Source organism: Pantoea piersonii (genome assembly GCF_003612015.1).
Classification (GTDB): domain Bacteria; phylum Pseudomonadota; class Gammaproteobacteria; order Enterobacterales; family Enterobacteriaceae; genus Pantoea; species Pantoea piersonii.
Genome location: NZ_RARB01000004.1, coordinates 248085 through 274319 on the forward strand (window position 1 = coordinate 248085; position 26235 = coordinate 274319).

General features: G+C 51.1%; 26 protein-coding genes and 1 pseudogene. 13 read left to right on the top strand and 14 right to left on the bottom strand.

From position 1 onward, the window contains the following. Position 1 precedes the first annotated feature (1 nt). The 3 genes and pseudogenes from D7S44_RS13135 to D7S44_RS13145 all read left to right on the top strand — a co-directional run. A complete protein-coding gene (locus tag D7S44_RS13135) occupies positions 2–466 on the top strand; it encodes a hypothetical protein (RefSeq protein ID WP_120455507.1) in 465 nt (154 codons plus the stop codon). Then, on the top strand, positions 463–2508 hold the full coding sequence (locus tag D7S44_RS13140) for an ATP-binding protein (protein WP_120455509.1): 2046 nt from the start codon (positions 463–465) through the stop codon (positions 2506–2508). The genes D7S44_RS13135 and D7S44_RS13140 overlap by 4 nt, the downstream gene beginning before the upstream one ends. A gap of 215 nt (positions 2509–2723) precedes the next feature. After that, positions 2724–3430: pseudogene (locus D7S44_RS13145) on the top strand (primase-like DNA-binding domain-containing protein); the annotation flags it as partial. Positions 3431–4850: 1420 nt separating this feature from the next. Here D7S44_RS13145 and D7S44_RS13165 read toward each other — a convergent pair. The 3 genes from D7S44_RS13165 to tssD are packed head-to-tail and all read right to left on the bottom strand — an operon-like array spanning position 4851 to position 6152. Beyond that, on the bottom strand, positions 4851–5285 hold the full coding sequence (locus D7S44_RS13165; protein WP_120455513.1) for a Shiga toxin A subunit: 435 nt from the start codon (positions 5283–5285) through the stop codon (positions 4851–4853). Continuing rightward, positions 5282–5650 (bottom strand): tlde1 domain-containing protein, encoded by a 369-nt coding sequence (locus D7S44_RS13170; RefSeq protein ID WP_120455515.1) that lies wholly within the window; start codon positions 5648–5650, stop codon positions 5282–5284. Before D7S44_RS13170 ends, D7S44_RS13165 begins: the two co-directional genes overlap by 4 nt. A 10-nt stretch (positions 5651–5660) precedes the next feature. Further along, complete coding sequence (gene tssD / locus D7S44_RS13175) at positions 5661–6152, bottom strand: type VI secretion system tube protein TssD (protein WP_120455517.1); 492 nt, start codon at positions 6150–6152, stop codon at positions 5661–5663. A gap of 475 nt (positions 6153–6627) precedes the next feature. Here tssD and symE point away from each other — a divergent pair, with 475 nt between their 5' ends. Next, a complete protein-coding gene (gene symE, locus D7S44_RS13180) occupies positions 6628–6960 on the top strand; it encodes an endoribonuclease SymE (RefSeq protein ID WP_120455519.1) in 333 nt (110 codons plus the stop codon). Positions 6961–7013: 53 nt separating this feature from the next. Here symE and D7S44_RS13185 read toward each other — a convergent pair whose 3' ends face one another. The 3 genes from D7S44_RS13185 to D7S44_RS23330 form a co-directional block, all read right to left on the bottom strand. Further along, positions 7014–7604 carry a class I SAM-dependent methyltransferase gene (locus D7S44_RS13185; protein ID WP_240629461.1) on the bottom strand — a complete coding sequence of 197 codons (591 nt, stop codon included), beginning with the start codon at positions 7602–7604 and terminating at the stop codon, positions 7014–7016. Beyond that, positions 7601–8614 carry an HNH endonuclease gene (locus D7S44_RS13190; protein ID WP_120455521.1) on the bottom strand — a complete coding sequence of 338 codons (1014 nt, stop codon included), beginning with the start codon at positions 8612–8614 and terminating at the stop codon, positions 7601–7603. The genes D7S44_RS13185 and D7S44_RS13190 overlap by 4 nt, the downstream gene beginning before the upstream one ends. A 359-nt stretch (positions 8615–8973) precedes the next feature. Next, on the bottom strand, positions 8974–9243 hold the full coding sequence (locus D7S44_RS23330; RefSeq protein ID WP_147402105.1) for a hypothetical protein: 270 nt from the start codon (positions 9241–9243) through the stop codon (positions 8974–8976). A gap of 214 nt (positions 9244–9457) precedes the next feature. Between D7S44_RS23330 and D7S44_RS13195 the strand changes: the two genes are divergently transcribed. After that, positions 9458–10249, top strand: a complete 792-nt coding sequence (locus tag D7S44_RS13195) for a CDP-diacylglycerol diphosphatase (RefSeq protein WP_120455894.1) — start codon at positions 9458–9460, stop codon at positions 10247–10249. A 99-nt stretch (positions 10250–10348) separates the two neighbouring features. Here the strand turns inward: D7S44_RS13195 and D7S44_RS13200 are convergent, their stop codons facing one another. From D7S44_RS13200 to D7S44_RS13210, 3 genes are read right to left on the bottom strand one after another with little or no spacing between them, the layout of a single operon-like run. After that, entirely contained in the window at positions 10349–10798 is a 450-nt protein-coding gene (locus D7S44_RS13200; RefSeq protein ID WP_120455523.1) for a hypothetical protein, read from the bottom strand. Beyond that, positions 10795–11163: a tlde1 domain-containing protein gene (locus D7S44_RS13205; protein WP_120455525.1), complete on the bottom strand. Its 369-nt coding sequence runs from the start codon at positions 11161–11163 to the stop codon at positions 10795–10797. The genes D7S44_RS13200 and D7S44_RS13205 overlap by 4 nt, the downstream gene beginning before the upstream one ends. A gap of 52 nt (positions 11164–11215) precedes the next feature. Continuing rightward, positions 11216–11695 carry an Hcp family type VI secretion system effector gene (locus tag D7S44_RS13210; RefSeq protein WP_120455527.1) on the bottom strand — a complete coding sequence of 160 codons (480 nt, stop codon included), beginning with the start codon at positions 11693–11695 and terminating at the stop codon, positions 11216–11218. Between the two features lie 492 nt (positions 11696–12187). On the opposite strand from D7S44_RS13210, the gene D7S44_RS13215 reads away from it, so the two are divergent. Further along, on the top strand, positions 12188–12694 hold the full coding sequence (locus D7S44_RS13215) for an RcnB family protein (protein WP_120455529.1): 507 nt from the start codon (positions 12188–12190) through the stop codon (positions 12692–12694). A 140-nt stretch (positions 12695–12834) separates the two neighbouring features. Here D7S44_RS13215 and D7S44_RS13220 read toward each other — a convergent pair whose 3' ends face one another. The 4 genes from D7S44_RS13220 to D7S44_RS13235 form a co-directional block, all read right to left on the bottom strand. Beyond that, positions 12835–13947, bottom strand: a complete 1113-nt coding sequence (locus D7S44_RS13220) for an NAD(P)/FAD-dependent oxidoreductase (RefSeq protein ID WP_120455531.1) — start codon at positions 13945–13947, stop codon at positions 12835–12837. A 36-nt stretch (positions 13948–13983) separates the two neighbouring features. Beyond that, positions 13984–14745, bottom strand: a complete 762-nt coding sequence (locus D7S44_RS13225; protein WP_158591253.1) for an amino acid ABC transporter ATP-binding protein — start codon at positions 14743–14745, stop codon at positions 13984–13986. 11 nt (positions 14746–14756) lie between these two features. Further along, positions 14757–15566, bottom strand: a complete 810-nt coding sequence (locus D7S44_RS13230; RefSeq protein ID WP_120455535.1) for an amino acid ABC transporter permease — start codon at positions 15564–15566, stop codon at positions 14757–14759. 73 nt (positions 15567–15639) lie between these two features. After that, complete coding sequence (locus D7S44_RS13235; RefSeq protein ID WP_120455537.1) at positions 15640–16452, bottom strand: ABC transporter substrate-binding protein; 813 nt, start codon at positions 16450–16452, stop codon at positions 15640–15642. Positions 16453–16647: 195 nt separating this feature from the next. On the opposite strand from D7S44_RS13235, the gene D7S44_RS13240 reads away from it, so the two are divergent. Next, complete coding sequence (locus D7S44_RS13240) at positions 16648–17718, top strand: LacI family DNA-binding transcriptional regulator (RefSeq protein WP_120455539.1); 1071 nt, start codon at positions 16648–16650, stop codon at positions 17716–17718. Here the strand turns inward: D7S44_RS13240 and pdxR are convergent. After that, complete coding sequence (pdxR, locus tag D7S44_RS13245) at positions 17681–19180, bottom strand: MocR-like pyridoxine biosynthesis transcription factor PdxR (RefSeq protein ID WP_240629462.1); 1500 nt, start codon at positions 19178–19180, stop codon at positions 17681–17683. The genes D7S44_RS13240 and pdxR overlap by 38 nt on opposite strands. A gap of 84 nt (positions 19181–19264) precedes the next feature. On the opposite strand from pdxR, the gene D7S44_RS13250 reads away from it, so the two are divergent. The 6 genes from D7S44_RS13250 (at position 19265) to fimD (ending at position 26231) form a co-directional block, all read left to right on the top strand. Further along, complete coding sequence (locus tag D7S44_RS13250) at positions 19265–19978, top strand: GNAT family N-acetyltransferase (protein ID WP_120455541.1); 714 nt, start codon at positions 19265–19267, stop codon at positions 19976–19978. 607 nt (positions 19979–20585) lie between these two features. After that, entirely contained in the window at positions 20586–21161 is a 576-nt protein-coding gene (locus tag D7S44_RS13255; RefSeq protein ID WP_120455543.1) for a transcriptional regulator, read from the top strand. 531 nt (positions 21162–21692) lie between these two features. Beyond that, positions 21693–22238 carry a type 1 fimbrial major subunit FimA gene (gene fimA / locus D7S44_RS13260; RefSeq protein WP_120455544.1) on the top strand — a complete coding sequence of 182 codons (546 nt, stop codon included), beginning with the start codon at positions 21693–21695 and terminating at the stop codon, positions 22236–22238. 48 nt (positions 22239–22286) lie between these two features. Next, positions 22287–22871: a fimbrial protein gene (locus D7S44_RS13265; RefSeq protein WP_120455546.1), complete on the top strand. Its 585-nt coding sequence runs from the start codon at positions 22287–22289 to the stop codon at positions 22869–22871. Positions 22872–22922: 51 nt separating this feature from the next. Then, the gene (locus tag D7S44_RS13270; protein ID WP_120455548.1) at positions 22923–23603 is read left to right on the top strand and encodes a fimbria/pilus periplasmic chaperone; all 681 of its coding nucleotides are present in this window, start codon (positions 22923–22925) and stop codon (positions 23601–23603) included. Positions 23604–23732: 129 nt separating this feature from the next. Continuing rightward, a complete protein-coding gene (gene fimD, locus D7S44_RS13275) occupies positions 23733–26231 on the top strand; it encodes an outer membrane usher protein FimD (RefSeq protein WP_158591255.1) in 2499 nt (832 codons plus the stop codon). Positions 26232–26235 lie beyond the last annotated feature (4 nt).

A 26235-nucleotide genomic window follows, 5' to 3' on the forward strand; every position in this document is an offset into this window, starting at 1 on the left:
AATGGATATTCTTAATGAAACTCCTATAAAAATGAGCTTTAAATCTTCAGGTACACCCGTAGAGCCTGAGTTAAGGCCCATTTGGCGGATTTCGATATTAGTTATAATTTTGAGTAAGCTTTGTCGAGGATCAACGGCAAGCTTAAAGAAATTACAAGTCATTTATGCAATCATATCCTCCCACGATAAAAGAGAGAGTTATCTTTTCAAAAGGCTGAATGCGGAAATTAATGTAAGGTTCGATCCGTTGCTAGATAGAGCAATCTCAATCGGGATTGGTGAGGGCCTTTTCGAGTTTAACTCTGCTAAAAGTGTAACTCTTACAAAAAAAGGGCAGAGCTTTTCATCATATATATATAAATGTGCAGAGCTTTTTGTTGATGAAAAAAAATTCTTAGATAACTTCAATAAGACTGAATTTTCTGATGAAAAAATTGATATGCTTTTATATAAAGGTCTAATATGAGCAAGCTTAATATTAACCGTTTGGTTATAAAAACTGATACTTATTCAGGTTTATTTGGTGCTGATTTGAAATTTTCTTCAGGACTAAATGTCATCAGTGCTGAGAACTCTTTTGGAAAGTCTACATGTATCCAGTCAATCATCTTTGCCTTAGGGTTGGAAGGAGTGCTTGGTCCTTCAAGAAATAACCCGCTAAAGTCTGCTCTTACCACTAAACTTAGAGATGAGAGTGATAAAGAGGTATTTGTTAAAAAAACGGAAGTTTATCTAGAGATATCAAATCAGCATGGGGATGTTATCACTCTCCTTAGAAAAAGTGATACTGAAGCTTCTAAAATTATAACTGTTTTCAATTCTGAGTTTGACAGTATTCAGAAAAATAAATTTACTGATTTTTTTCTGAAAGATCCAGGCTCCGCACAGCGTGAAAGAGGCTTTCATCTTTTTTTAAGTGAGTTTCTGGGTATAAAACAACCACAAGTTATGAAATACGATGGCTCTAAAAGTATTCTTTATCTGGAATCGATTTTTACTGTCAACTATGTAGAGCAAACTCGAGGTTGGGGCGGTATCCTCAATGTAATACCAACCTATTTAGGGATAAAAGATCTTTCGCAAAATATTTTAGAATATACTCTTGATTTAGATGTCCGCGAAATCAGAAGAAAAAGAGAATCATATCTCGAGTCCAAAAAAAGGCACGAGGCAAAATGGACTGCGACTCTAGGTGATTTAATCGCTACTGCAAAAACTCATGGTTTTTTTGTTTCTAACCGCTTGCCTGAAAATATTGGAAATAAAATAGAGGTGATGCAGGATAGTGATTTATATACTTTTAATGATAGCCAGATGGAGGTTTCCCTTGCTAATGATATAGTTTTAAAACAAGATGCGCTAATCTCATTGCAGAATAACCGCATTAGTGCTTTAGATAAAGATAGCAAAGATATAAGTGATTCATTAGATGCTATCAAGTTGGCATTAAAAAATCATGAAAACGCATTAGGGGTTTTAGTTTCCGATCTCGATATAAATTATGACTATCTCAAGTCGATAACAAAGAGTTTAACTAATACAAAGGAAAGTCTTAGGAAGTATAAAGATATTGAAAAACTACAACAGTTAGGATCACAAGAGCAGTTTAATTTCTCTGAAGATAATTGCCCAACCTGTGGCCAGCCTCTTCAGGGAACCTTACTTCCTAACACAATAGAAAGGCAGGCGCTTTCAATCGAAGAGAATATTAAGTATTTAGAAAAAACGCAAGCCGTATTTGAAAGCCTGTCTAAAAGTGAAAGGAAAAAGATAGAAGATAAAGAATTACTAATAAAAATATCCAACTCTAAAGTAAGAGAGCTCCGTTCTGAATTGGGAGCAATTCAACGTAGCTTAATGTCACCTGGCGATGCTAGTGTGAGAGAACAGATTCGCCAAGAAGTAATATTGGAAAAAAATATTGAGACATTATATTCATTATTGGATTTTGAGAAAAACATTAAAACAACTCTTAGTGCTGTACTGATTGAATGGCGGAAAATTAACAATGAACTAAGCAAGTTACCATATGATGGATTTACTTATGAGGACAAAAGGAAATTAAATAAATTAAAGATCTCCTTTAAGGAGAATCTGAAGGACTTTGGCTATAAAAGTACAGAGATAGAAGACTTTGATCTATCCATGAATACATATAAGCCTTCTTTAGATGATGTCGATATAGGTTCAGAGGCGTCAGCTAGTGATAATATTAGGGTGATTTGGTCATATCTTTATTCTTTATTAATGCTGGATACTGTTTTGGATGGTTTAACCACCAATCATCTCGGATTATTAATAATGGATGAGCCTCGGCAGCAAGAAACTAAAGATATAAGCTTTAAAAAATTTATTAAGAAGGCTTCTGAGGCTGAATCTTTTAATAAGCAAATTATTTTTGGGACAAGTGAAAAGTTTGAAGACCTCATTAAGATGATAGAAGGTATCAAAGTTAACATGATTCATTTTGAACACAACATTATTAAAAAAATTGAAATGGATGTTTGACTTTTTTGAAATGCAATGGTTATTAATTGCAAGCAACAAAAAGATTTGCGTTGTGTTGAACTGTGTTGCGCGGTTGCGCGCGCTCGTACCCCCGCCACGCCTGCCCGCTTCATGGAATGGTTTTCATGCACATGCATGAAGGGGCTTATACCGCGCCACGACTGGGCCGAAATGCCGTTCCTGAGTGCCTGGGACTCATGCGTTTTCATGCAGCGTATTCGCTTATCCGCCTGCCCGACCAGGAGAAGTGGAGCGGCGACGGCGCGGGCATCAAGGCGATTACCGGCGGCGACGCGGTGTCGGTGGACCCGAAGTATAAGGACGCCTACTCAACCCACATCCCGGCGGTGATTCTGGCCGTCAACAACAACCCGATGCGCTTCACCGACCGCAGCGGTGGCGTGTCCCGTCGCCGGGTGATCCTGCACTCCCGGAAATCATTCCGGCGAACGAGCGCGACCCGCAGCTGAAGGAAAAGATACAGGCGGAGCTGGCCGTTATCGTGCGCCAGCTGATGCAGCGGTTCAGCCAGCCGCAGGACGCCCGCGCGCTGCTTCAGTCGCAGCAGAACTCCGGGGAGGCCATGCGCATCAAGCGCGACGCCGACCCGATGGTGGACTTCTGCGGCTACCTGTTTGCCACCGCTGAGCCGACCGGCCTGCACATGGGCAACGCCAGCATCCGGCCGCTGCAGCCGAAGCGCTACCTGTATCACGCCTATCTGGCCTACATGGAGGCGAACGGCTACCGCAACCCGCTCAGCATGAAGTCGTTCAGCCAGGCGCTGGAGAGCATCCTGCGCGAGTACGGGCTGAACTACCTGAAGCGCCGCACGAAGTCAGGCATCCAGACCAACCTCGACCTGACCGATGAAAGCAGCGCCGACTGGCTGCCAAAATGCGACGACCCGGCAGCAGCCTGACTGACCCGAACCGGCGAAAGCCGGTTTTTTTACGCCCATGCTTCATCGCCGGTGAAGGATATGCATCACCATTCACCCACTCATCACCACTTAAGATACTGTTTAATAAGAATAAAAATGAAAGGTGTAGAGTGTGAAGGATTATTTATAAAATCTTTTTTATTTGGCTATTCCGGTTAGGTTCCGTTTTACGGAACCTAACCGGAATAGATTTCCAATGGAAGTTACATAAGACGATTGGCAGCGATTCGGGCGAAATATGAAAAATAATTTGGGGGCACAAAAAGGGGCACTTAAAGGTTTTGCTTTTATTTTTGTGTTGTTATACAGGTGGTTGTATTGCCTTTCGAGTCCGGCCTTCGCACCACGGAAAAGGAAAAAGTCGCTTCTGGGCGACTTTTTTTGTGTCTGGAATTTAGTATCCGCAAGGTTTTCGCAGCCATAATTTAAAGAATGATTGATTGTTGTGAAGTTCCATATAAAACTTATATAAGATCCTTAGTCTTCAATAGGTGAGTATTTTCCCTTTTCAACTTTAAAGAGTGGTTTTTTATTATAGCAGGTTGACAGTGCGTAGGATAAAGCATTTCGTAAGTCAGAACGATCTAATTGTTCAAGATGAATATAGCGTTTGCGTAGTGCATCTGTGATTTCATCTAATACCAGTGTTTTTCCAGGAGGTATTAATGCGATCCAGGCCTGTACAAAAGCTAATGCGCTTCTGTATAGAAGTTTTCCGCCAAGTAATGATTCGCTTGTTTCAGGCGGAGAATACAGTTTTCACTTCGCGCTCCAGCAACCTTTCTCTACCAATGAGCGTTACTGACCTTGATCAAGATCGCGCCGCCGTGAGAGGTTTGAGTATGTCGCTCGTTATTTTGAAAACTCATTAGACAAACTCAAAAGCGCCATGTTGGGTTAGATGTAGGCTTCCATCTTCTTAATGCAGATTCTTTCACTTGTGCCGTGTATTACAACGGTAGCAATATAGGGCAATGTGGCGTCTGGCGTGGCAATGAACATCATGGGATAGGAGATATCTGTTATAGCAAGGATAATGTTGTTCGAAATAGCTTTAATGAAAGCCTGAACCTTGCTGATAATGCTCAAAATCTTGGTTTTCGTCCTTTGATGGGGAGATTACGTAGTGGAAACACACGAGAAGAACTGCTAACGAATGATGGGATGTCAAAACACCTCTGGGAAATGTTCTTGGGGGTAATCAAACAACGTATGTCTCGATGATTAACATCGCTCAAATCGAGTATCTGATCCGATTTGAGCGCTACCGCTCTAATGAAAGAAAATAAGGGTTTTGAAATTTTATACCTTATGCTTACCAAGGTATTGCTACTTGGTAAGAATAGCAAGGGGTATGTCGGTTATAAAATATTCTCAAAGGAAGGAGAAAGTCCATGTTTCAGAATTCCCGAGATAGTGTTATATAGCCGTTGTATTTTACCGAGCATTCATCATCGTTTACGAATGCCGAAGAGATAAATTCGTCACGTTTATTATTCCTGTCAGTAAATATGTATTTGGCCGTTACGGTTAGTACATGACCATTCCGGTATATGTCGTAGTAATCTTTCTCAGCAAGCTCTGGATTCTCCTTGCTGTCGGCAATAGCAAGCTTCCTGGCAAACAGCTCAGATACTGGTTTGATACTTAATATTTCAAAAGAAGTTTTATTATAGTCAATTGTGGTCAGGTCAATACCCAGGTCGTTTTTAATGCTTGCAAGAAGCATTCCTTCAACATAATGCCCCGGAGCTGCGCATTCACTGCCTGGCAGATCCACCGCATGGCTTAACGATGGCGCAAACGCTAAAGCCAGGAATACTGTTTTAATCATCGCACAACCTCCAACGTTGCCCCGATATCTTTGCTTACAAGTAACCGTGTAGCATGACCCATAATGATACAGCCCTCTGATGCGAAACCAGGGACGCCATGAACTCTTTCCCCGTGCATGCGAAAGGTATTCATATCACGCCTGTAGGTATTACCGCTCACATGGATCAGGGTGATAGTCAGCGGACCTTTGCTGCTAGTATGTCGGCCAATCCGCCACTTTCCACGAGGAATAGGGCCCATTCCTCTGACCTGTTCACGATCGGGATTATTTTTGTTAGTTAAGACGCCAGAATAACCTTTCTCGATAAGCTTACCGTCTTTGAAGAGTTCGCCTGTGCTTTGCTTATAAGTCCAGTGTGCCATAGTGATTTCCTTATGCGGTTCTACGCTCTTTCCAGCTGTCGGTGTGCTGGATGTTGCCGTCTACATAGTTCCATGTAATTTTTTCGTAGCGCAGGCCAACGTGCTCAATATGTCCATGCTTTTCGAAGTCTGCATCCTTGATATCAAACATGATGGGCACAACGTGGCATATTTTTACGTTCTCGAGTACAACATTGAAATATTCTTCTTCGATGCCGTTATAGTTGATGCAGTAATACCTGAAGATAGCTTTTTTCAGCGATCTGCCCATTGTTAGGGCGCGGTAAAGCAGAGGCGAAGAGCGGTCAATTTCTTTTTCGAATGTATATGCCTCATGCTGGCGCATTGCAGTCGTTGCCGCCGTCAAATCGTCAGTGGGTATAAACACCTCATGCTGCATGCCTACAAGTTCAATGCTGCCCTCACGCCCATTAACGTCTACGCCACTTCTGACCAACTTATCTTCCTCATCGTAAAGCCACAGATAAACGGGTATTGCCATAACCTGAACTCCCTGTCTGGTGAATAAACCTTCTAAATGTACACGTCAGTCGGCTGTCAGAATTGATCAGAATCAAGTGATGGCGATTATATGTACAGTAAATGAGTAACCGATAAGAACGGCATTACGTAGAGATATGTTGAAAGCCAGGATGAATAGATCGATGAGCCTACGCGACAAGGCCGTCAGCAGCCAAGTAAGGGTTTTATTTAATATGAGGTTTTAGTATGGATAGCTTGAAATAAAAAATAATGACTTTTTGGCGAAATTTCACGAGCGATTTTTTATTCTTTAAGTCTAGAGGAATTGCTCGTTTATATATTAAAATCGTTTCAGGCATACCATATTTTAACCTGTTTCAATCTGGACTTATTTTCCTTTTCTGATGATATATACAGGTATTTAGCGCGGCGCGGATGTGCTGCAACACCTCCGCGCCGCTAATCACAACTACTATTAAGAGAGAATAGTAATCATGACTGACACGCATTCTATTGCACAACCGTCTGAACCAGAAGTCTTCGCGTCAAACAATCGCCAAATAACTGTTGGCTATGCGAGTCGCTATCCGGATTACCACCGAACTCCCGCTATTACCATGAAAGGACAGTGGCTGGAGGCTGCAGGTTTTACCACTGGCACGACGGTTGAGGTGAAAGTAATGAAAGGCTGCATTGTGCTCACAGCCCAACAGCAAGAGAACGAGCTAATGCAGTCGCTACGCCAGGCATGCAAGCTGTCGGCGCGGAAACAAAAGCAGGTACTGGAGTTTATTAAAGTCATTGCCGGTAAACAAAAAGCCGCATGAATAGAAAACCGCTCCTGATACAGCATCGGGGGCGGTTAAATATCGGAAACCCGCTATCCCATTTTCCCCACTAACACATTCACCCACCGATCGCTTCTTTCCCTACGCCTATCCTCACTCATCCACTCTTGCATCACTGTCAACCCAGCAACGCCATTCTCCCTCAAAATCTCCGCAATCTCCCCCTCACGCATATCCGTAAACACCCGCCCATTATCCTCCCGCTTGCCCTTACCATATTTAAAGGACGCATACAGTACGCCGCCAGCCTTTAACGCTTTCGCCAGCCGCCTGAACACCTCCGGCAGCTCCGCCCGCGACACATGCAGCAGCGATGCGCAGCACCAGATCCCGTCATAGCGCGCAGATACTTCCAGCTCCTGAAACCGCATCACCTTAACCGGCAAGCCGCTATGCTGACTCGCCAGCTCAGCCAGTTCAGGCGAGGCGTCAAACGCCTCTACCTGAAATCTCTGTTCAGCAAAGGCCTTAGCATCACGTCCAGAACCACAACCCGCATCCAGAACAGAGCCATGCGCAGGCAGTAGGGCAGTGAACCGATCGCGGATCTCTGCCATATCAACTGCGACCGTGCTCTCGAAGAACTGCTGTGCATTGTGCTGATAATAGTGTTGTGTGCTCAAAATAAGGCATCTCCACAGGCCTGAGGTTGCCAGATATGGAACAGCATACTGCGCGCCGCCTGCCAGCCTGATGCCAAAAAGCTGCGACGCATGGCTTCACTACTGCCAGTCTGTTGAATCAGCGTCTCGCGCAGCGGCAGATGGCTGTTAATAAAATACTCGTTGCGCTTATGCAACCGTTCCAGCAACTGTTGCGACGGGATATGGGCGAACTTACCTTCCTTGCCGCGATTGCAGCTCTGACACGCCAGCACCAGATTCCATACGCCGTTGAGGTTCGGCACCTGGTCACGCGCCGCCCAGGGAATAAAGTGATCGACGTCGGTGAGATCTGCGTGACCCCGCTCAAGACTGACCGGCCGATAGCAGTAGAAGCAGCGGCCTTTCTGGTAACCGTTCAGGCTGTTGCGACAGCTGGTGATATCGACGCGCCGCTCACGCTGGCGCGTAAACAGAATCTGCTGCTCACTGTCATACTCCACCGCCACCAGATTACGTGATACGCCCATCGACCAGGCCTGTTCGACCAGCCGCCAGCGCGCATCGGTTTCATGGATGAGGTTCTGAAACTGCTGGGTCTCGGTCAGCCGGAAGAACGCTTCGGTGAGCCGGATACCCTTATGCGTTTTACGTTCATCGAGAAAAAAACGCACGTCAATCTCAGCGCGGTTCACGTTGTGAAAGGCATCAATCACGTTAGCGAAGCCACGCTTAACGGTTAACGCCAGCAGTGTTTCTTCACTGATGTCGCCATGATTGAACTGCGTACAGGCGTCGAGGAACTGACTGCTTTTGGTGGTGATCTGCTTTGGGGCCTGCTCTAGATGGCGGCACAAATGCTGGCTGAAAGGACGCGCCAGCGCTTCCAGAGAGATGAGATCGTTGCCCTGTGTATGCAGATCGTAAAGCGCATGCGCCAGGGCGAATTTGTAGGATGCGACGTTGTTGCCAAACAGAATGACGCCGCGCCAGTAGTTTTCCAGCGTGGGATCGGCCTGGTAAAAAAGCATGTTGCCTTGTCCTGAACGGAGCCGATTTGCGAACTGGCTTCCAGATTAACGAAACAAGTAACAGCTTTGCATAACAGGTAAAGAAATGCATCTCGCCCCTTTTTCTAATTCCAACCCTGTATAACTTTTCCCAACTTCCTCTAAAAACCCTTTGTGATAACAAACAGTCTTTACCTGTTTCCCGACGCGTTTTATTAGCACAAAGGCAGCCCCCGACATCCCTTCTTAAAAACACGCCACGCTCTGCTTACCAATGCAGGATCTGCCGCAGCGCGTCATCAGCGAAACCAAACATCACCCTTACAAAACGAACGCTCACCGACCACACCTCATTCAGCTGGCGTCACAGCGTAAATTTCCTACATGCGTCGAGGGAAATGTGTTGGCTGAATCTCTGTCCAGTCGGGACGTTCACCCGACATTATTGCTCGTTGCTGAGAAGGGGAGACCGACTGGTAAATATCCGGCATGGTGCGTCCTGCTTTTTCCGGCGATCTGCTCGTCCCGCTGTTATCGTAACTACAGGCTGATAAGCCGCAGGTAATCAGCGCCGATACGAGAAGTTTTTTCATAAATCCTTTTCTCCCGAGTAAGTGAAACAGGGAACAGTCGGGCAGCGCGTTCGTCATCGCTGCTCCGTTCTGTGCTTCGTCCTGAATATGTCAGCTGTATGGCGCTATGCGCAGCACGCGCTTGAGGTAACGAGAAAGAATGACCCAACCCGCTATGCCTGAGTTAAAATCCATTGAAAGATAACACTATGCTGTCAGACAGCATAATCAGGCTGCCCGTCTTACCTTGTATGAGCCTGACTGCGTTAATGGCAACTACCGGCTGACTTTTATGCGATTAAGGATCTATCGAGGGTTATTACTCTCTGCTATTACGCTCCTGCTAACCGGATGCGCGCGCTCTGACGCGCTGTGGATGGTCACACAGGATCTCTGCATGACCAACTACCACTACCGGCACGATCCCGCGCCATGTCAGCAAATCTATCAGCCGCAGAATAAAGAGCAGGGCTTCAGCATCCTGCAAAATCCCCGCTACAAATACCATTTTATCCTGGTGCCAAACCTGGCGATGTCCGGTATCGAGAGCATCTCGCTATCGCGCGCGGGCCGCACCGACTACTTTGGCTATGCCTGGCTGATGCGTTATCGCTTAATGTCGGCCTATGGCGCAGATGTTCCCGACGATATGCTGGGGCTGGCGATTAACTCCGCCTGGGGACGCAGCCAGAACCAGCTGCATATTCATCTCACCTGTCTGCGGGAAGATGTGCGTCGTCAGCTTCAGGCTGAGCGACCCTTCATAGATGAGCAGTGGCGTCCTTTGCCTGACCGGCTGCTGAACCATACTTATTATGCCCGCCGCGTAATGCAGCCGACGGCGATGGGCATCTATCCCATCGCCTTAGTGGCGCGCGACTTCCGCTTATCGTCGCCTGAACTGGCTGACTATGGCATAGCGTTGATACCAGCCACCTTCTCGGGAGAAAAAGGGTTTATCCTGCTGACCACCCGCCGTGGCTGGGATAGGGGCAACCGCGCCTCGGTGGAATCTTTATTAGATAAGCGCTGCGAGATACTTACGGCTCCGTTGGCTGTTCATGCAGTCGACAGAGAAGGTTGATGTTGCGTGTTCAATGCTGGCTATCGCCTAAAAATTAAAGGCAGATTGCGTTACACGGGATCGTTAATACTGTCACAGGAAGTTTTTAACTAACAGCTATTAAAACTCTCGCTTCACCACCACGTATCCATTCCAGCGCACCGCGCAGTCGGTATCACTGACGAATGCAGAGATAATTAAAATATTCTCCTTTCCCTGATGATTATAAAAATTATATTTCACTATTATATTTTTAGCGTTGTTCCGCATAAATCCTTCTGCGTATTGCTCTGCGGTGGTTTTGTCATCACTCATTTCTCCGCCACTAAGGATTCTCTCTTTTTTACCATAGAGCATGGCAAGCTCATGATTTACAGGCTCTGTATAGAGTATCTCTGTTTTGGTTTTGCTCCGGTCTACTTGAGCAATTGGGATATCAAAATCCTCTACCATAGTAAAAAGCGTAGCTATGCCTACATGGTTTTTAACTGGTATGCATTGTTCAGGTTTTACAGAGGAGACAACGCTAAAACTAATGAAGAATATTGTTAAAATAAAAATTTTTTTCATATGACGATAACCTCACGATCTCGCGATTCAAAAATTTGTTGTCTGTATCGAGGCGCTAAAATAATGCAACCATTTGATGCCGCTCCGGGGTTTTTTCTACTGTCTCCGTGGATAAGAAAACCGGCTCTGCCGCACATGTTATTTTCTGCATAAGGTTCAAGTCTCAATGTAAAAGCACCTGCGATCTCATGGGTGAAAGGAATTCCTACGATTCGATACTTACCTCTTGGCAGCGGCCCTTTATTTTTCAAACACTCATAATCAGGATTGTCTTTATAGCCCGGCGCGCCCGCATAGCGTGCGCTAAACTGATACACACCGTTATGCGTGAATGTCTTTTTTCTGACATCATAAACCCATGTCATCACTCTTCTCCTTGTGATGGATGGCGCAAACCTGCGCCATGCAAACTCAACCTTATGCTCGCTCTTTCCAGCTGTCGGAATGCTGAATATTACCATCGCAATATTTCCAGGTGATTCGCTCGTAGCGCAGCGTGACAGACTCGAGATGGTTCATGTTTTCGATGGTTTTAATATTATGCATCAGAGGGTTAACAGAGACGACCTTTACGCCTTCAAGCAACATGTTGAAGTACTCCTCTTCCTGGCCAGCGTAATTGATGCAATACCACTTTATTTCAGCACTTTTTAGCGTCTGGCCGGAGGCTACAGCCTTATAAAGATAAGGGCTGGATGAATCAAATTCTTTTTCAAACTCAAGCGCACTGTGGATACGTGTACCCGTTAGCTTTCCGGTATGAGGATCGGTAGGAATACTCAAACCATGCATAAAGCTAAGGATCTCAATGCTGCCTTCCCGATCTTGTACATCTACCGAACCTTTAATATCTGCGCCGCCGTCATCTTTTAGCCATAAATAAGCAGGGATAGCCATGATAAAAAATCCTTTTCATTAAAAGAGCATTGACGCTACCCCTCCAGTTGAGAATGATTATTGATCGGCATCAAAACTATATAGCCTGTTGCTTCTGAGATTCTCAAATTACTATAAATTCCGCAATTTAATTGCCTAAACCATTAATGCCTTTATGTAAGAGAGATGTGTTTAAAATAAATGATGAGCGGGCTGACGGTTATTTTGTTTATGGATTTCTAATTACAGAAAACTTTAAGATACCGCCAGATTAGCGATACAGATAATGCCGCGCAGCAAGTAATGTGCTGGAGCAGTCGTGCATAGCCCGGCATGGCGACGGATTTCCCCGTCGGGGAGGTGATAAAGATTTGTTCCCGACGGCTAGGCGGATCGGGAGCGGCGCGACGCGTTTCTTTACATTTACCTGCCTCGCATGCGGAACTGAGAGGCTGTACAGATTGTCTTTATCCTGGTCTACTGTTAACAAAATCAATCAACGTGGAAAACACTATGCGCAGGACTCAGAACGCACTCTTTTTAGCGGGTTTACTGTTTGGCTCGCTGAGCCTTGTTCCCGCCGCACAGGCGGAAGGCGACGCCACCGATACCGTTCCGCCGCCGCCGCAGGTGCAGCAGCAGGCACCTGCCGATGCGCAGCCGCAGGGCGATAGCACCGACAGCAACGGCCAGCCGCCGCTGGGACCAAACGCGGAAGAGCCGGAAGCGGGCAGCACCCCCTCGCCAGCGCCAGACGCTAACGCCGGCACTTCGCAGCCGCAGTCAAAATACGATCTCGACCGCATCATCATCGACTACAAAGAGTACAAGGTCGGCGACAGCGTGCCGCAGCAGTATCTGGATAAAACCTACACCATCGTTGAGTGGCAGAAGCGTAACCTGCCTGCGCCGGAAACCGGCAGCCACTGGACCTATATCGGCGGCAACTATCTGTTGATCACCAATGACGTCGGCAAAATCCTCAAGGCAGAAACAGGCGATATCTACTATCGCGGCTAAGTGCGAACGCGGCTAAGAAGGCAGCGCTAACCACGCGTATACGTACCTCATCCCTGAGGTGCGCCTGTCGCCGGGCCAGCGCGCCCGCGTGCCATATACGGGCACCAGCAGTTTACAGCCGGTCAGCGTGACCGGCTTTTTTATGCGAAACGGGCAGGCCGGAAGCTCTCCAGCATCGGCTGCTTCTCGCCCGTCAGGATCTCCTCCGCCAGCAGCTCGCCCGCAATCAGCGCCAGGGTCGCGCCAGAATGGGTAAAGGCGACAAAGCAGCCCGGCACGCTCTCCAGCTCGCCCAGCACCGGTTCGCCGTCGCCGGGGATCGGTTTTAACCCCAGCTTCCAGCTCGCGGCGCGCAGCGGCTCGCCTTTCATTAACTTGCTCGCCTCGGCGGCGAGCTGCGCCACCACGCGCTCATCAATGGAATAGCTGCCGTCAGCCTGTTGCTGAATATCCTCTTCGTACCAGTCGTGATCCAGCGCGAAGGTATTGCCCGGATTGGGGCGTACCGCCGCGCGTGGCGTATTCAGCACCGCCTTCAGCCCGTGCGCGCTGGGTGCTGTGATCACCAGCATAGAAACGGGCGAACCGTTGGGGATAGTGACGCCGAGCGGCGCGACCACATCCGGCGTGGCGGGGCCGCAGGCGACCAGCACCGCGTCGGCGTGCAGGATATCCCCGCTCGCCAGCCTGATGCCGCTGGCGCGCTGCCCGCTGCGCACGACTTCACATTTCCCGGCGTGCTCGACGATCTCGCCGCCCAGCGCGCGCAGCTGATGCGCCAGATGCGCCACCAGGTGCGGCAGGCTGACCCAGCCTTCGCCAGGGTTGAAGATCGCCTCCTGCGCCAGCGCCTCGCCCTCTACCTGCGCATCCGCCTGCGCCAGGCTGTCGCGCGTGACCAGCCGTGAGTCGTAGCCGTGTGCCTTCTCATAGGTATGGCGCGCGCGCGTACCGCTCAGGTCGTCCGCCGCCCAGTACAGGCCGCCGTCGAAACGCAGCCAGTCGCGCGAGGGATCGTCGGCGAACAGCGTGCGGTAGCGATCGATGCCCGCCATGCGCAGCGCGTGATAGGGTGTGGAGCGTTCGCCCGCGGAGTTCAGCCACGAGAGCGAACGGCCAGAGGCGCCGGAACAGAGTTCTGCCTCAGTCACCAGCGTGACCGCCGCGCCGCGTTTCGCCAGCTGCAGCGCGCTGGAGACGCCAAGCGCGCCGCCGCCCAGTACCACTACGCGAGAGAGTTGTTCAAAAGCCATGATTCGGTTCCTTGTTCATTACGAAAGAGAGAAGGCTTACAGCACTTCCGACAGAAAACGTTGCAGGCGCGGCGACTGGGGCGCATCGAACAGTGCGGCGGGCGGGCCCGCTTCAACGATCTCCCCTTCGTCCATAAACACCACCTGATCGGCGACCTTGCGGGCGAAGCCCATCTCATGGGTGACCACCACCATGGTCATGCCGCGCCGGCAGAGATCGGCCATCAGCGTCAGCACTCCTTTTACCAGCTCGGGATCGAGCGCCGAGGTCGCCTCGTCAAACAGCATTACCTCGGGGTCCATCGCCAGCGCGCGGGCAATCGCCACGCGCTGCTGTTGGCCGCCGGAGAGATCGCGCGGGCGGTGATCGGCGCGCTGGCCTAAGCCCACCTCCTCAAGCCGCTGGCGTGCAATCGCCATCGCCTGCGCCTTCGGCAGGCCTTTTACCTTCCAGGGTGCCAGCGCCACGTTCTCCAGCGCGCTGTGGTCGGGAAACAGGTTGAAGTGCTGGAACACCATACCAATACGCAGCCGCAGCGCGTCGGGCTTGTCTTTCAGCACCGAGCGTCCCGCCAGCAGCACGTCGCCCGATTTAGGTTCATGCAGGCGGTTGATGCCGCGCAGCAGGGTCGATTTGCCGGAGCCGGAAGGCCCGATAATGCAGGTGGTGGTGCCGGGTGCGATGCGCAGCGACACGCGACGCAGCACCTCGATCGGTCCGTAGGCCAGCGAGAGATCGCGCAGCTCCAGGCTCGATCCTTTCCAGCTCGCCGCAGCGGGCGGTTCACTCAGTTTCATTGCAACGCTCATTATTGCCCCCGATTGCTGGTTAAGGATGGTGTGGTCAGCGCGCCCTCGGGGCGCTTTAGCACTTCTTCGACCTCTTTCAGGCCGCTCTGCGGCGCGGTGAGGCGACGACGACCGGTGCGGTAGCGCACGTCGATATAGTTCACCGCATGGGTCAGCGGCACGGTAATCACCAGGTAGAAAAGCCCTGCCAGCATCAGCGGCGACAGGTTGCCGGTAAGCACCGCCGCGTCCTGTCCGACGCGGAACAGCTCGCGCTGGCCGGTCATCAGGCCGAGCAGGTAGACCAGCGACGAGTCTTTAATAATGGCGATAAACTGGTTCACGATAGCGGGCAGCACGCGGCGGATGCCCTGCGGGATCACCACCTGGCGCATCGCGCGGCCGTAGCTCATGCCCAGCGCGCGGCACGCCTCCATCTGCCCGCGCTCCACGCTCTGAATACCGGCGCGGAAAATCTCGCCCATATAGGCGCTGGCGATCAGGCTGAGGGCGAAAATGCCGAGCGGGTAGGGCGTCGGCCCGAACAATTGATAGCTGAAGCGCGCCAGGCCCTGCCCAATCAGCAGAATGGTCAGAATCGACGGCAGGCCGCGAAACAGGTCGGTATAAAGACGCGCGGGCAGCCGCAGCCAGCGCGACGGCGAAATGCCCATCAGCGCCAGCAACAGGCCGAACAGCGTGCCGAGCAGCGTGGCGGCGACTGAGATGATCAGAGTGTTGACCAGCCCGGTCGCCAACAGCTGCGGCAGCACTTCCTTCATTGAGTCGAAATCGAAGAAGGTGCGGGAAAGCATTGTCAGAAGATCCATCGCCGTACTCCATCAGTACGCGTGACGGACGATGCCGTCACTGGTGAAAAGCCGAACGCTCAGCGCTCACGCATTACTGGCCGCCGGGCAGATACTGCTCAGGCATCGGCGAGCCGGGAAACCACTTCTGATAAAGCTGTTTCCAGGTGCCGTCCTGCATGGCGGCTTTGATCGCCTTGTCGAGCGCGGCCTTAAACGCCGGTTTATTTTTGGCGATGGCGACGCCCGCCGGCGCATCGAACGACGGAATATCGGCGGCGGAGATCAGCTTGAAGCGTTCGGCGTAGCTTTTGGCCGCTTCATAGTCGAGGAATACCGCGTCCAGCGTGCCGTTGTTCAGCGCGGAGACCGCAGCGTTATTGTCAGGAAAGCGCACCACGTCGCTCTGAGTGAAGTGCTGGACGGCGTAGTTCTCCTGCAGCGTGCCCTGAACCACCCCGAGCCGATGCTTCGCCAGCGTCTCAACGTTTTTCACGCCGCTGTCGCTGCGCGTCAGCACCGTGAGGTAGCCCGCCAGATAGCCGGTAGAGAAGTCCACCGTCTTCTCGCGCGCCGGGGTGATGCCGATAGCGGCGACCGCGGCGTCAAACTGACCGTTGGCAACGGCGGGCAGGATGGCGGAGAAATCCTGTCCGACGAAATCCACCTGATCGATGCCCATGCGGTGCGCCACATTTTTAAAGAACTCCACGTCGAAGCCGGTGAACTGGCCGCTGGCGTCGGTAAAGGTATAGGGTTTAGAGTCGCCCACGCTGGCGATGCGCAGGTGGCCCGGCTCCAGCAGCCCGTAGGGGTTATCGCTGCTGGCCGCCAGCGTGCTGAACGAGAGTGAACAGAGTGCGATTGCGGCGCCGCACAGGGCGCTCAGGTGAATTGGCGATTTCATAGCTCATCCGTTTTTGCAGGTTAAACATCAGAGACAGTCGAGCCGGTAGTAATAGAGTTATGAGACCGGTCTCAACGCAGGTGACGACAAGAGCACAGTTGTTGTGAGACCGGTCTCAAGGCGTTACAATGAGTTTAAGCACAGCCTTTTTTCGACGTCAATCTTCCTGTCATCAACCTGTGATTCGAATTAATTATGACCATTCAAAAAATGCGATCCAAAGCGCCTACCGTTGCTGACGTCGCCCGGGCGGCCAGCGTTTCAAAAGCGCAGGCGGCCAGGGCGCTCGGCGGCTACGGCGCCGTCAGTGAAGAGGTACAGACGCGAGTCAACCGCGCGGCGGCATCGCTGGGCTACCGGCCTAACGAGGTGGCGCGCACCATGAACACCGGGCGATCTAACACGATCGGCGTGATTGTCGGCGATATCGAGAACCCGCATTTTGGTCTGGCGCTGCGCGGCATGGCCGACGTGGCGCGCCAGGCGGGCTTTCATCTGCTGCTGGGCAACAGCGATGAGAAAGGGCAGGCCGAGCAGGATGCGGTGCGGGTAATGCTGGAGAAGCGGGTCGACGGCATTATCGTCGCTCCCAGCCACTCGTCGCGGGAGAAAAACGGCCATCTGCTACAGGTTCTGGAAGAGGGACGCGCGCTCAGGTTGTTCGATCGTGCAGTAATTGATCTGGATGTCGAAGCGATCTGCTGCGATTTTACCGCCGTGGCGCGCGAGGCGACGCAGCAACTGCTGGAGGCGGGTCATGAACGCATCGCCTATATCACCAGCATGGAGCTGGAGGGGGAGTACCGCGAAGCGGCGGACTTTGGCCTGACGCCGGTGGCGCAGCGCGTAGGCGGCATGATGGCGGCTTTTGCCGCCGCCGGTCGTCGCTATGACACCTCGCTAATCCAGGCGAATGCCGGTAGCGACGCGCAGATCGCGCGCATCGTCGAGACGCTGTGGCAGCGCAGCGCGCCGCCGACCGCGCTGATCGCTTCCGACAGCCTGGTCGCCATGTCGCTGCTGCGCGCCGTGGCGCAGCGCGGGCTGCGTATCCCGCAGGATCTCTCGTTCATCATGTACGATAACTTTCCCTGGAGCGAAATCGTCGCGCCGCCGCTGACGGTGGTGGCGCAGCCGGTCTATGAGATGGGCCGCGAAGCGGCGCGTCGCCTGATTGCCGACATTCGCGGCGAGCCGGTCGGCCCGCTGCCCGCCTTCGGCGCCGAGCTTATTCTGCGGCACTCTGTCGCCGCGCCCGCTCCGTAGCGGACGGCGCAGCGTCCAGCAGCCGACGGATTTGTCGCGCCCCCGCCTTAAGCTGCGCGGTGCCGGTATTGCCGTAGCCCAGCACCAGCCCGCGCGGCGGCGCATCGCCAGTGCAGTAGCTGGAGAGCGCGCCAGGGGCGTAACCGGCCTGCCACAGCCGCGCCGCCAGCGCAACGTCGTCGATCTCGTCAGCCAGCCGCAGCACCAGATGCAGGCCGCATTCGCCGCCCAGCAGCCTGACGTTTTCGCCCAGCGTCTCGCGCAGTGCCTGTCGCAGCGTCTGCTGTCGCTGACGGTAAAGACGGCGCATCTTGCTCAGGTGACGCGTAAAGTCGCCGCTGGCGATAAAAGCGGCCAGCGCCTGCTGCTCAAGGCGGTTGCCGCCGCGCAGCAGCTCATGCAGCGCCGGACGCAGCGTCGTCGCCAGCGCGGCAGGCAGCACCATAAACCCCAGGCGCAGCGCGGGAAACAGCGTTTTGCTGAATGAACCGATATAGATAACCGGTGCGCCGGACGTCATGCCCTGCATGGCGCCGATCGGTTCGCCAACGTAGCGAAAATCGCCGTCGTAATCATCCTCGATAATCCACGCCTGATGCATCTGCGCCTGTGCAAGCAGCGCCAGCCTGCGCGCCGCGCTCATCACCGCGCCGGTTGGGTACTGATGGGTTGGCGAACAGTAGATCAGGCGCGGCGGAGCGCTCTGCCACAGCCGGGCGTCGGGCGCTAATCCCTGCTCATCCACCGCAACCGGCTGCACGCGCAGGCTACCGGCCAGCATGGCCGCTTTCGCGCCGCGATAGCCGGGTTCTTCCACCCAGCCGGTATCGCCGGGATTGCTGAGCAGCGTGACGCAGAGCGACAGTGCCTGCTGCGCGCCCTCGGTGATAACGATCTGCTGCGGCTGGCAGCGCACGCCGCGCGTCAGGCTGAGATGCTGAGCCAGCGCAACGCGCAGCGCCATTTCGCCCAGCGGATCGCCATAGCCCAGCAGGCGCTGTGGCGTGTCGCTCAGCACCCTGTTAAGCGCGCGACGCCAGGCGGCGAAAGGAAAGTGCGTCAGCGCCGGCACGCCGGGACGCAGCGGCATCTCTTCGCTGCTGTAGCGGTGGCCGGAACGCAGCAGCGCTACTCGGTCGGCCACCGGCGCTTCGCTGCCGACGGAGGGGGCAGGCGGGGCGGGCAGCGCAATCGGGCTGACGCGGCTGCCCTGACGATTGCTAATCAGATACCCTTCCGCCTGCAGCTGCATCCAGGCATTGATAACCGTGTTCCGCGAAATCCGCAGATCCTGCGCCAGCTGGCGCGTCGCGGGCAGGCGCGTGCCTGCCGGAAGCTGGCCCGTCAGGATCGCGCGCTTCACGCGCAGAAAAAGCTGCTGCTGAAGGGTTTCGCCGTCGCGCAAGGCGAGCGGGGCGGAGAGCAGCTGGCCGGTCGGGAAGGGGCGGGCATCAGGCATCATGGATCCATCATTCTCTCTGGCGGTGGCGCTTTTTAGCCTACCAGAAAAGCGGCAATCTCAGGATGACCACAACAAGGAGATGCTATGTCACACACCATCAATGAATATGGCCAGCCGGTGGGCCAGCCTTTGCCGGGCTGGCAGCCGCGCCCGCTTCCGCAGCGCGAGACGCTGGAGGGACGCTACTGTCGGCTGGAGCCGCTAAGCCTGGCGCAGCACAGCGACGATCTGTTTGCCGCCTGGGCGCTGGCGCAGGATGGCCGCGACTGGACCTATCTGTTCGCCGGGCCTTTTAACGACCGGGCTGAATGGCTCAGCTATATGCAGCAGATGGAGAACAGCCGCGATCCGCTGCATTTCGCCGTGGTTGATCGCGAAAGCGGGCGCGCAGTGGGCACGCTGGCGCTGATGCGCATCGTGCCGGAACATGGCGTGATCGAAGTCGGGCACGTCGCCTTTTCGCCGCTGTTGAAACAGACGCGGCAGGCGACCGAAGCCCATTATCTGCTGATGCGCTACGCCTTTGAGCAGCTCGGCTATCGTCGCTATGAGTGGAAATGCGACAGCCTGAACGCGCCTTCGCGCCGCGCCGCCGCACGGCTGGGCTTTCAGTATGAGGGCGAGTTCCGCCAGGCGATTGTGTATCGCGGGCGAACGCGCGACACCAGCTGGTTCTCGATTATCGACGGCGAGTGGCCGCAGGTGAAAAGGGGCTTTGAGCGCTGGCTGGCCGTGGAGAACTTTGATGCCGGGCAGAAGCAGCGGGAACGGCTGGAGACGCTGCGGCAGACCCTCTAGGTTTTAGACGTTACGTATATAAAATGGCTAAATGCTGACGTTTCATTCTGCTGATGCGTCAGCATAAATAGCGGGTTCTCTCTTTATGAAACCGGTCTTTGCTAAATTTCCGTTCTCATTTTGGAACGCATTTTAATTTTTTGATCGTTGTATTTTATTAGCGTAAAGATAAATGCGGCCACCTCTTGCCTGACAACAATATTCTTATTTGAGAATGAGCAGGGATATATTAAGGCTGCTAAAGGCTAATAAAGAAAACGCGCTTTCGCTAACGCATTGAATGCTATTGTTAAATTTATAACATTGTGTTTTTTGTAAGGTTAATGTAATGGAAAAGGTAATAAAATAGATCTTCAAATCAGGAAAATGAGAGTATATAGTGCCTGAGTGGTTAGCACAGGGAATCACTTAAAGATTATCGCCAGGTGAGGGCTGAATTAATGGAATGCGTTATAAGAACGATTCATTTCAGGCTGGGTGTTCCTATTCAAATCCTGAGCAATCAGTAAAATAAAACTCAACGTTAACCCGTCGCAGGGCGTAATGCCTGTTTAACGTGTGGCTAACGTAACGTTTCTCGTTAAATTGACTACTTAGACATCACCTTATGGAAAATTATTACCTTATTGACGGACGCCTCTGTTTTTATCCTGTGACGAACGTACTCAAGCCGCTCGATGACAGTATAGCTGAGGTTGTTTTAAGTAAACCCGCTTCGCGTTGCTTTTTATTACTGATTGAGCGGCAGGGCGAGGTGGTGAGTCATGATGATTTCATTAATGAGGTATGGGGTAAAAAGGGTATTGTTGTCACAAGAAATACCTATTACCAGAGCATATCTATTTTAAGGAAAAGGTTAAAAGCGCTGGGTTTTGACGACGATGTTATTGTTACCTTGCCGCGTAAAGGGCTTATGCTTTCAGAAGAGGTAGCGGTTATTAAGCAAAACAATCTCAACCCTGAGTCTGTTAGCGCTGAGGCAGAAGAAGCCAGCGCGCCCGATGGCGCCGCAATGACCGGCAGCAGTTTACCGGACGACAATCAGCAGACACTCCTTCATGCTAGCGAAACCGAAAAGAATAACAGTCAATCCTGGCTCTTAAAGGTGAAAGCCAGATATGGTGGTGTGATAATAGCAGCCATTGTTTGCGCGCTGGTCGTGGCGGTTTATCTGTCTTTGTGAAAGGCTCTGCTCTTTCATATAAAAAACTTGATCTACTTCTTCTTTTAACTGCATGCCTCCGGGCATGTTTCTCTGCCTCAAACTTATCTTCTCCTCAGAAGCAAATTTCCCTTTCTAAACGCAGAGCGTTGTCGCACCCTATGTAATAAAACAACGGATTTAAATCCCAGGCTTGTCTGAAGCTAGTGATGATATTTTCCGCGAATAACGATCTGTTTTTTACCTGCCGTTTTTATTTAACTTCCGTTCCGTTTTTATAATCCATGATGTATTTAAGTTAATATCGAACGTTTTTACACGCCTCTTTGATTAAGATGCTTTTTTGCTGCGTGCTAATAAGTAAATAAAGTCGTTTTCGTTTTGTGAATTTAGCGCGTAACTGTTTTATTTTCACTTTTTTTGTATCCCTTCATGACTAATTATAGCCCCCGTTGAAGAGAACGCGTCTTAACAGGCGTAATACACTCTGGTTCTGTTCTCTATCAGCCCTATGGAAACTCTTTGTGTAATTATAATCTGGAGAAAAGAAAAATGGGTAAAACGAAAGTTGCTCTGCTGGCGGCTTCTCTGTTACTGGCGAACGTCGGCGCTCAGGCAGCATCAAGCGTGACTGCTTCAGGCGGCACCATTCACTTTACGGGTAGTCTGGTAAATGCCGCTTGCGCGGTTGCCACCGAATCTGCGGATCAAACTGTAGCCCTGGGTGAATACCGTACCGGTGCTTTCTCGGCGGTTGGCGATAAAACGGCGCTGATTCCTTTCGAAATTGTGCTGAACGAATGTGACACCAGCGTATCTACTGCCGCTACCGTTACCTTCACCGGTCAGACTGACAATGAGAACTCCGGCCTCTTTGCGGTTAACTCCTCTTCTAACCAGACAACGGCAACTGGCGTAGGTATTCAGATCCTGGATACTGCAGATAAAGAAGTAACGCCGGGCACCGCAACGTCTTCTTTCACCCTGGCTGACGGCACCAACACGATGCACTACACCGCACGCTATGTTTCAACCAGCGCCACACCAACAGCCGGTGTTGCTAACGCCGACGTCACCTTTGTCGTTAACTACTCATAATATCGACGTTAACGTGAAGTGATTTGAATTAAAGAAGGAGACTAAAAAATGCTTAATCGGACTATCTCTTTATTCATTTTTTCTGGTCTCCTTCTTTATTGCTCGTGGTGTTCCGCTGATATTGGCATCTATAACCAGGGCAAGGTGAAAATGCGCGGTAACCTCATCAATGGCGCATGCGTTGTTACAGTCAATAACCATGCTTCAGATGATATTATTGTGGATATGGGGAGTTACAGAAGCGATCAGCTAAAAGAGGTTGGCTTCTATCCTGACAAAGAGTACGTCACGTTCCGGATCTACGTAGGGCAGTGCAATATCGATTCTAAAAGAAACATTGAAATAGTGTTTAACGGTGAAACGGCACCTGAAGACAGCACGCTGTTCAGGGTGTATACCGACAAAACGCCTTCGGCCCTGAAAGAAGAAAGGGGCAGTAAAGAGGTTGGCCTGGGGCTGGCTCTGTTCGACCAGGAATATAATGCGCTTATTCCCAACAGGGTACTCAGTAGTTCGAAATTTCGTGGAAGAGACGGGTTACTGACTTTTCTGGCAAAATATAAAGTATTAAAAAATGAAGTGCGTCCCGGAGAGCTTTTCTCCGAAGTGAATTTTAAGGTTTTTTATCCCTGATAACGCAGAGATTTTAACATGACACTATTCAGTTCTCCTCTGAGAAGAGGAATGGCTTCGCTTTTTGTTTTTTTTGCGCTTGTATTTGCTAACAGTTATTCAGCTGTAGCGGGTGGCGTGTTGCTTGGCGCCACGCGGGTGATTTATTCTCAGGGCGATAAACAGGCGTCTCTCGCCGTTAAAAATACGGATGATAAACTTCGCTACCTTATTCAGACGTGGGTTGAAGACAAAGGCGGAAAGAAATCATCTGATTTTATTATTACGCCGCCTTTATTTGTCAGTAATGCCAAGAGTGAAAATACGCTCAGAATCGTCTACGTTGGCGGCGCGCTGCCTACTGACAGAGAATCCGTGTACTACCTTAATTCCAAAGCGATCCCTGAGTTCGATAAAGATAAGCTTGAAAATAAAAACGTGCTAAAAATGGCGGTGCTGACGCGTATTAAGATATTCGTCAGGCCGAAAGATCTTGCTTTAATGTCAGAAAGCGCCCCCGAAGCGCTAAAGTTCCATTTTGACGGCAGCAAGCTGACAATTGATAACCCAACTCCTTATTATGTTTCGCTCGTTCAGTTTTATGTGGGCGGAAAAGAACAGCCTAACACCCTGGTTGCACCTAAAGGTAAAACAATAGTTAACACCGGGAACTCTATAAAAAGAGATATTACCTATAAAGCGGTGAATGATTACGGTGCAATAACGAAAAAATACAATGGTGTGCTTTTTTAACAGAGAGTCTGCCCGCCATTGTTCCAGTGAATACGGATTATTAAAATGAGAAAAGTGAACCGAAAGCTACTCTTTTGGAGCGCACCATTCATGACGATTTTTTCCGGTTCGTCAGGCGTTCAGGCAGGGATGTATTTTGATCCAGCATTCTTATCGGAAAATGGGAGTACCGTCGCCGATCTTTCGCGCTTTACCAGCGGCAAGCAGGCACCAGGGAAATACAGGGTCGATATCTATGTTAACGATCAGTTTATTACCGCCTCTGATATTGAGTTTCGTGACGCCGAAAAAGACGCTGCCGCGAAAAGCGATGATAACACCGGGCTGTACCCCTGCCTGAGCGCGAAGTGGCTGCGGCGGTTTGGCCTGGATTTTAAGCAGTTCCCGCAATTGCAAAGTCAGGATGGTAATCAGTGTCTCGTCCTGAAAAAACTGATTACCGAGGCAACGGTAAACTTCGATTTCGATAAGCTGAAGCTCAAAATTACCCTTCCCCAGGCGATGCTCAGCAATTCCGCCAAAGGTTATATTCCACCAGAGGAGTGGGACGAAGGCGTACCAGCCTCCTTACTCAGCTATACCCTGACGGGGGATCGCTCCAGCCATAGCGAGAGCATCTACCTTGGACTGAATGGCGGCGTGAACTGGGGGCCATGGCGATTAAGGCATAACGGAAGCTATACCCATTCCGAGAGCGACAGCTATACGCGAAACAGATGGAACAGCATCAGCACCTATGCTGAAAGGGCCATTATTCCGCTGAAATCGCAGCTGGTGTTGGGGGATACCTCAACAGACGGCAAAATATTCGACAGCCTCTCTTTCCGCGGTCTCAGACTCTACTCTTCAGAAAGTATGTATCCCAATAGTCAGCAAGGATACGCGCCGACGGTAAGAGGCATTGCGCAAAGCAAAGCCAAAGTGGTGATCAGGCAAAATGGTTACGTTATCTACACTACCTACGTTCAGCCTGGCCCCTTCGTTATTAACGATATTTCGCCTGCGTCGTCCAGCGGTGACCTGGTGGTGTCGGTTGAGGAAACCAGCGGAAAAACACAGACCTTTACCGTTGCCTACTCAACCGTGCCGTTCCTGCAGCGCGAGGGACGCGTGGTTTACAACATGAACGTGGGTGAGTATCGCAGCGGTTCATCCAACCGCAGGAAACCGATATTCGCTGAAAGCGCCGCCATGTATGGCATTACGAAAAGCAGTACGCTTTATGGCGGGATGCAATACGCTGAACGCTATAGATCGCTCGTCGGCGGCATTGCGCAAAATATCGGACATGTTGGCGCGGTTTCTTTAGATGTGACTCAGGCCTGGAGCAAGCTCGCAGATGATAAAGACTACTCAGGGCAATCCCTGCGCTTTTTATACGCGAAATCTCTGAACGAGTGGGGGACGACCTTCCAGCTGCTGGGATACCGTTACTCAACCAAAAACTTTTATACGCTGGAAGATACCACCTATAAGAACAGCTCAGGCTACGAGTACGACTACTATACGGATGAGAACGGCAATAAGCAGAAGGTATTATTAAACTACTACAACACCCGTAATGCCAAAAAAGGAAAGTTTCAGGCCAACGTCACTCAGCAGCTTGGCGATTATGGTTCCGTCTACTTTAGCGCAACGCAGCAGAGTTACTGGAATACCGATGAAACGGACTCAACATATCAGGCCGGTTATAATTCTAACTGGAATGCGCTGAGCTATAGCGTATCCTGGTCATACAATAAAAGCCGTGGTACCTCTGAATCAGATCAGGCTATCGCGCTGAGCTTCTCTTTACCGCTGGCGTTTTTAACGAATAATAATGCTTACCGGCAGAAGCTGAAAAATATCCACGCCACCTCGACATTTAGCAATAATTCAGACGGCAAAACCTCAATCCAGACAGGCGTGAGCGGCACTGCGCTCAGTGACGGTCGCCTGCAATACAGCGTTAATCAGGGATACAGCAACAGAAGTTATTATACCGGCAGCGCCAACCTTAACTATATGAGTGAATATGGCAACGCTGGCCTGGGTTACTCCTATAACCGCAGTTATAAAATGCTCGACTATCGGTTAACCGGCGGCCTCGTCGCGCATCACGACGGCATAACGCTAAGTCAGCCGCTGGGCGATACCAACGTATTAATTAAAGCGCCAGGTGCGCAAAGCGTTAAGGTGCAAAATACCACCGGAATTAAAACTGACCTGCGCGGTTATGCGGTAGTGCCTTATTCCACCAGCTACAGAAATAACCGTGTCGCGCTGGATACAAGAACCTTAGACGATCATACGGATCTGGATGACAGCGTGGTCAACGTGGTGCCAACCAAAGGCGCGCTGGCGCTGGCGAGTTTCAATGCCAGAGTCGGCTACCGGGCCATCTTTAATTTGCTGACGGCAGATAAAAAGCGCCTTCCTTTTGCCTCTACGGCGCTGGAGAAAGCGAGCAGCGCAACCGGCATTGTTGATGACAACAGCCATGTCTACCTGACCGGTATTGGCGAAAAAGGCACCATCGTGGTGAGCTGGGGCCCTGGCGAGCAGGATAAATGCACCGCCAGTTACACTTTTACCGCAGCCCAGTTAAAACAGCCGGTTATTCAAACCGACGCCGTTTGTCTCCAGTAGACAG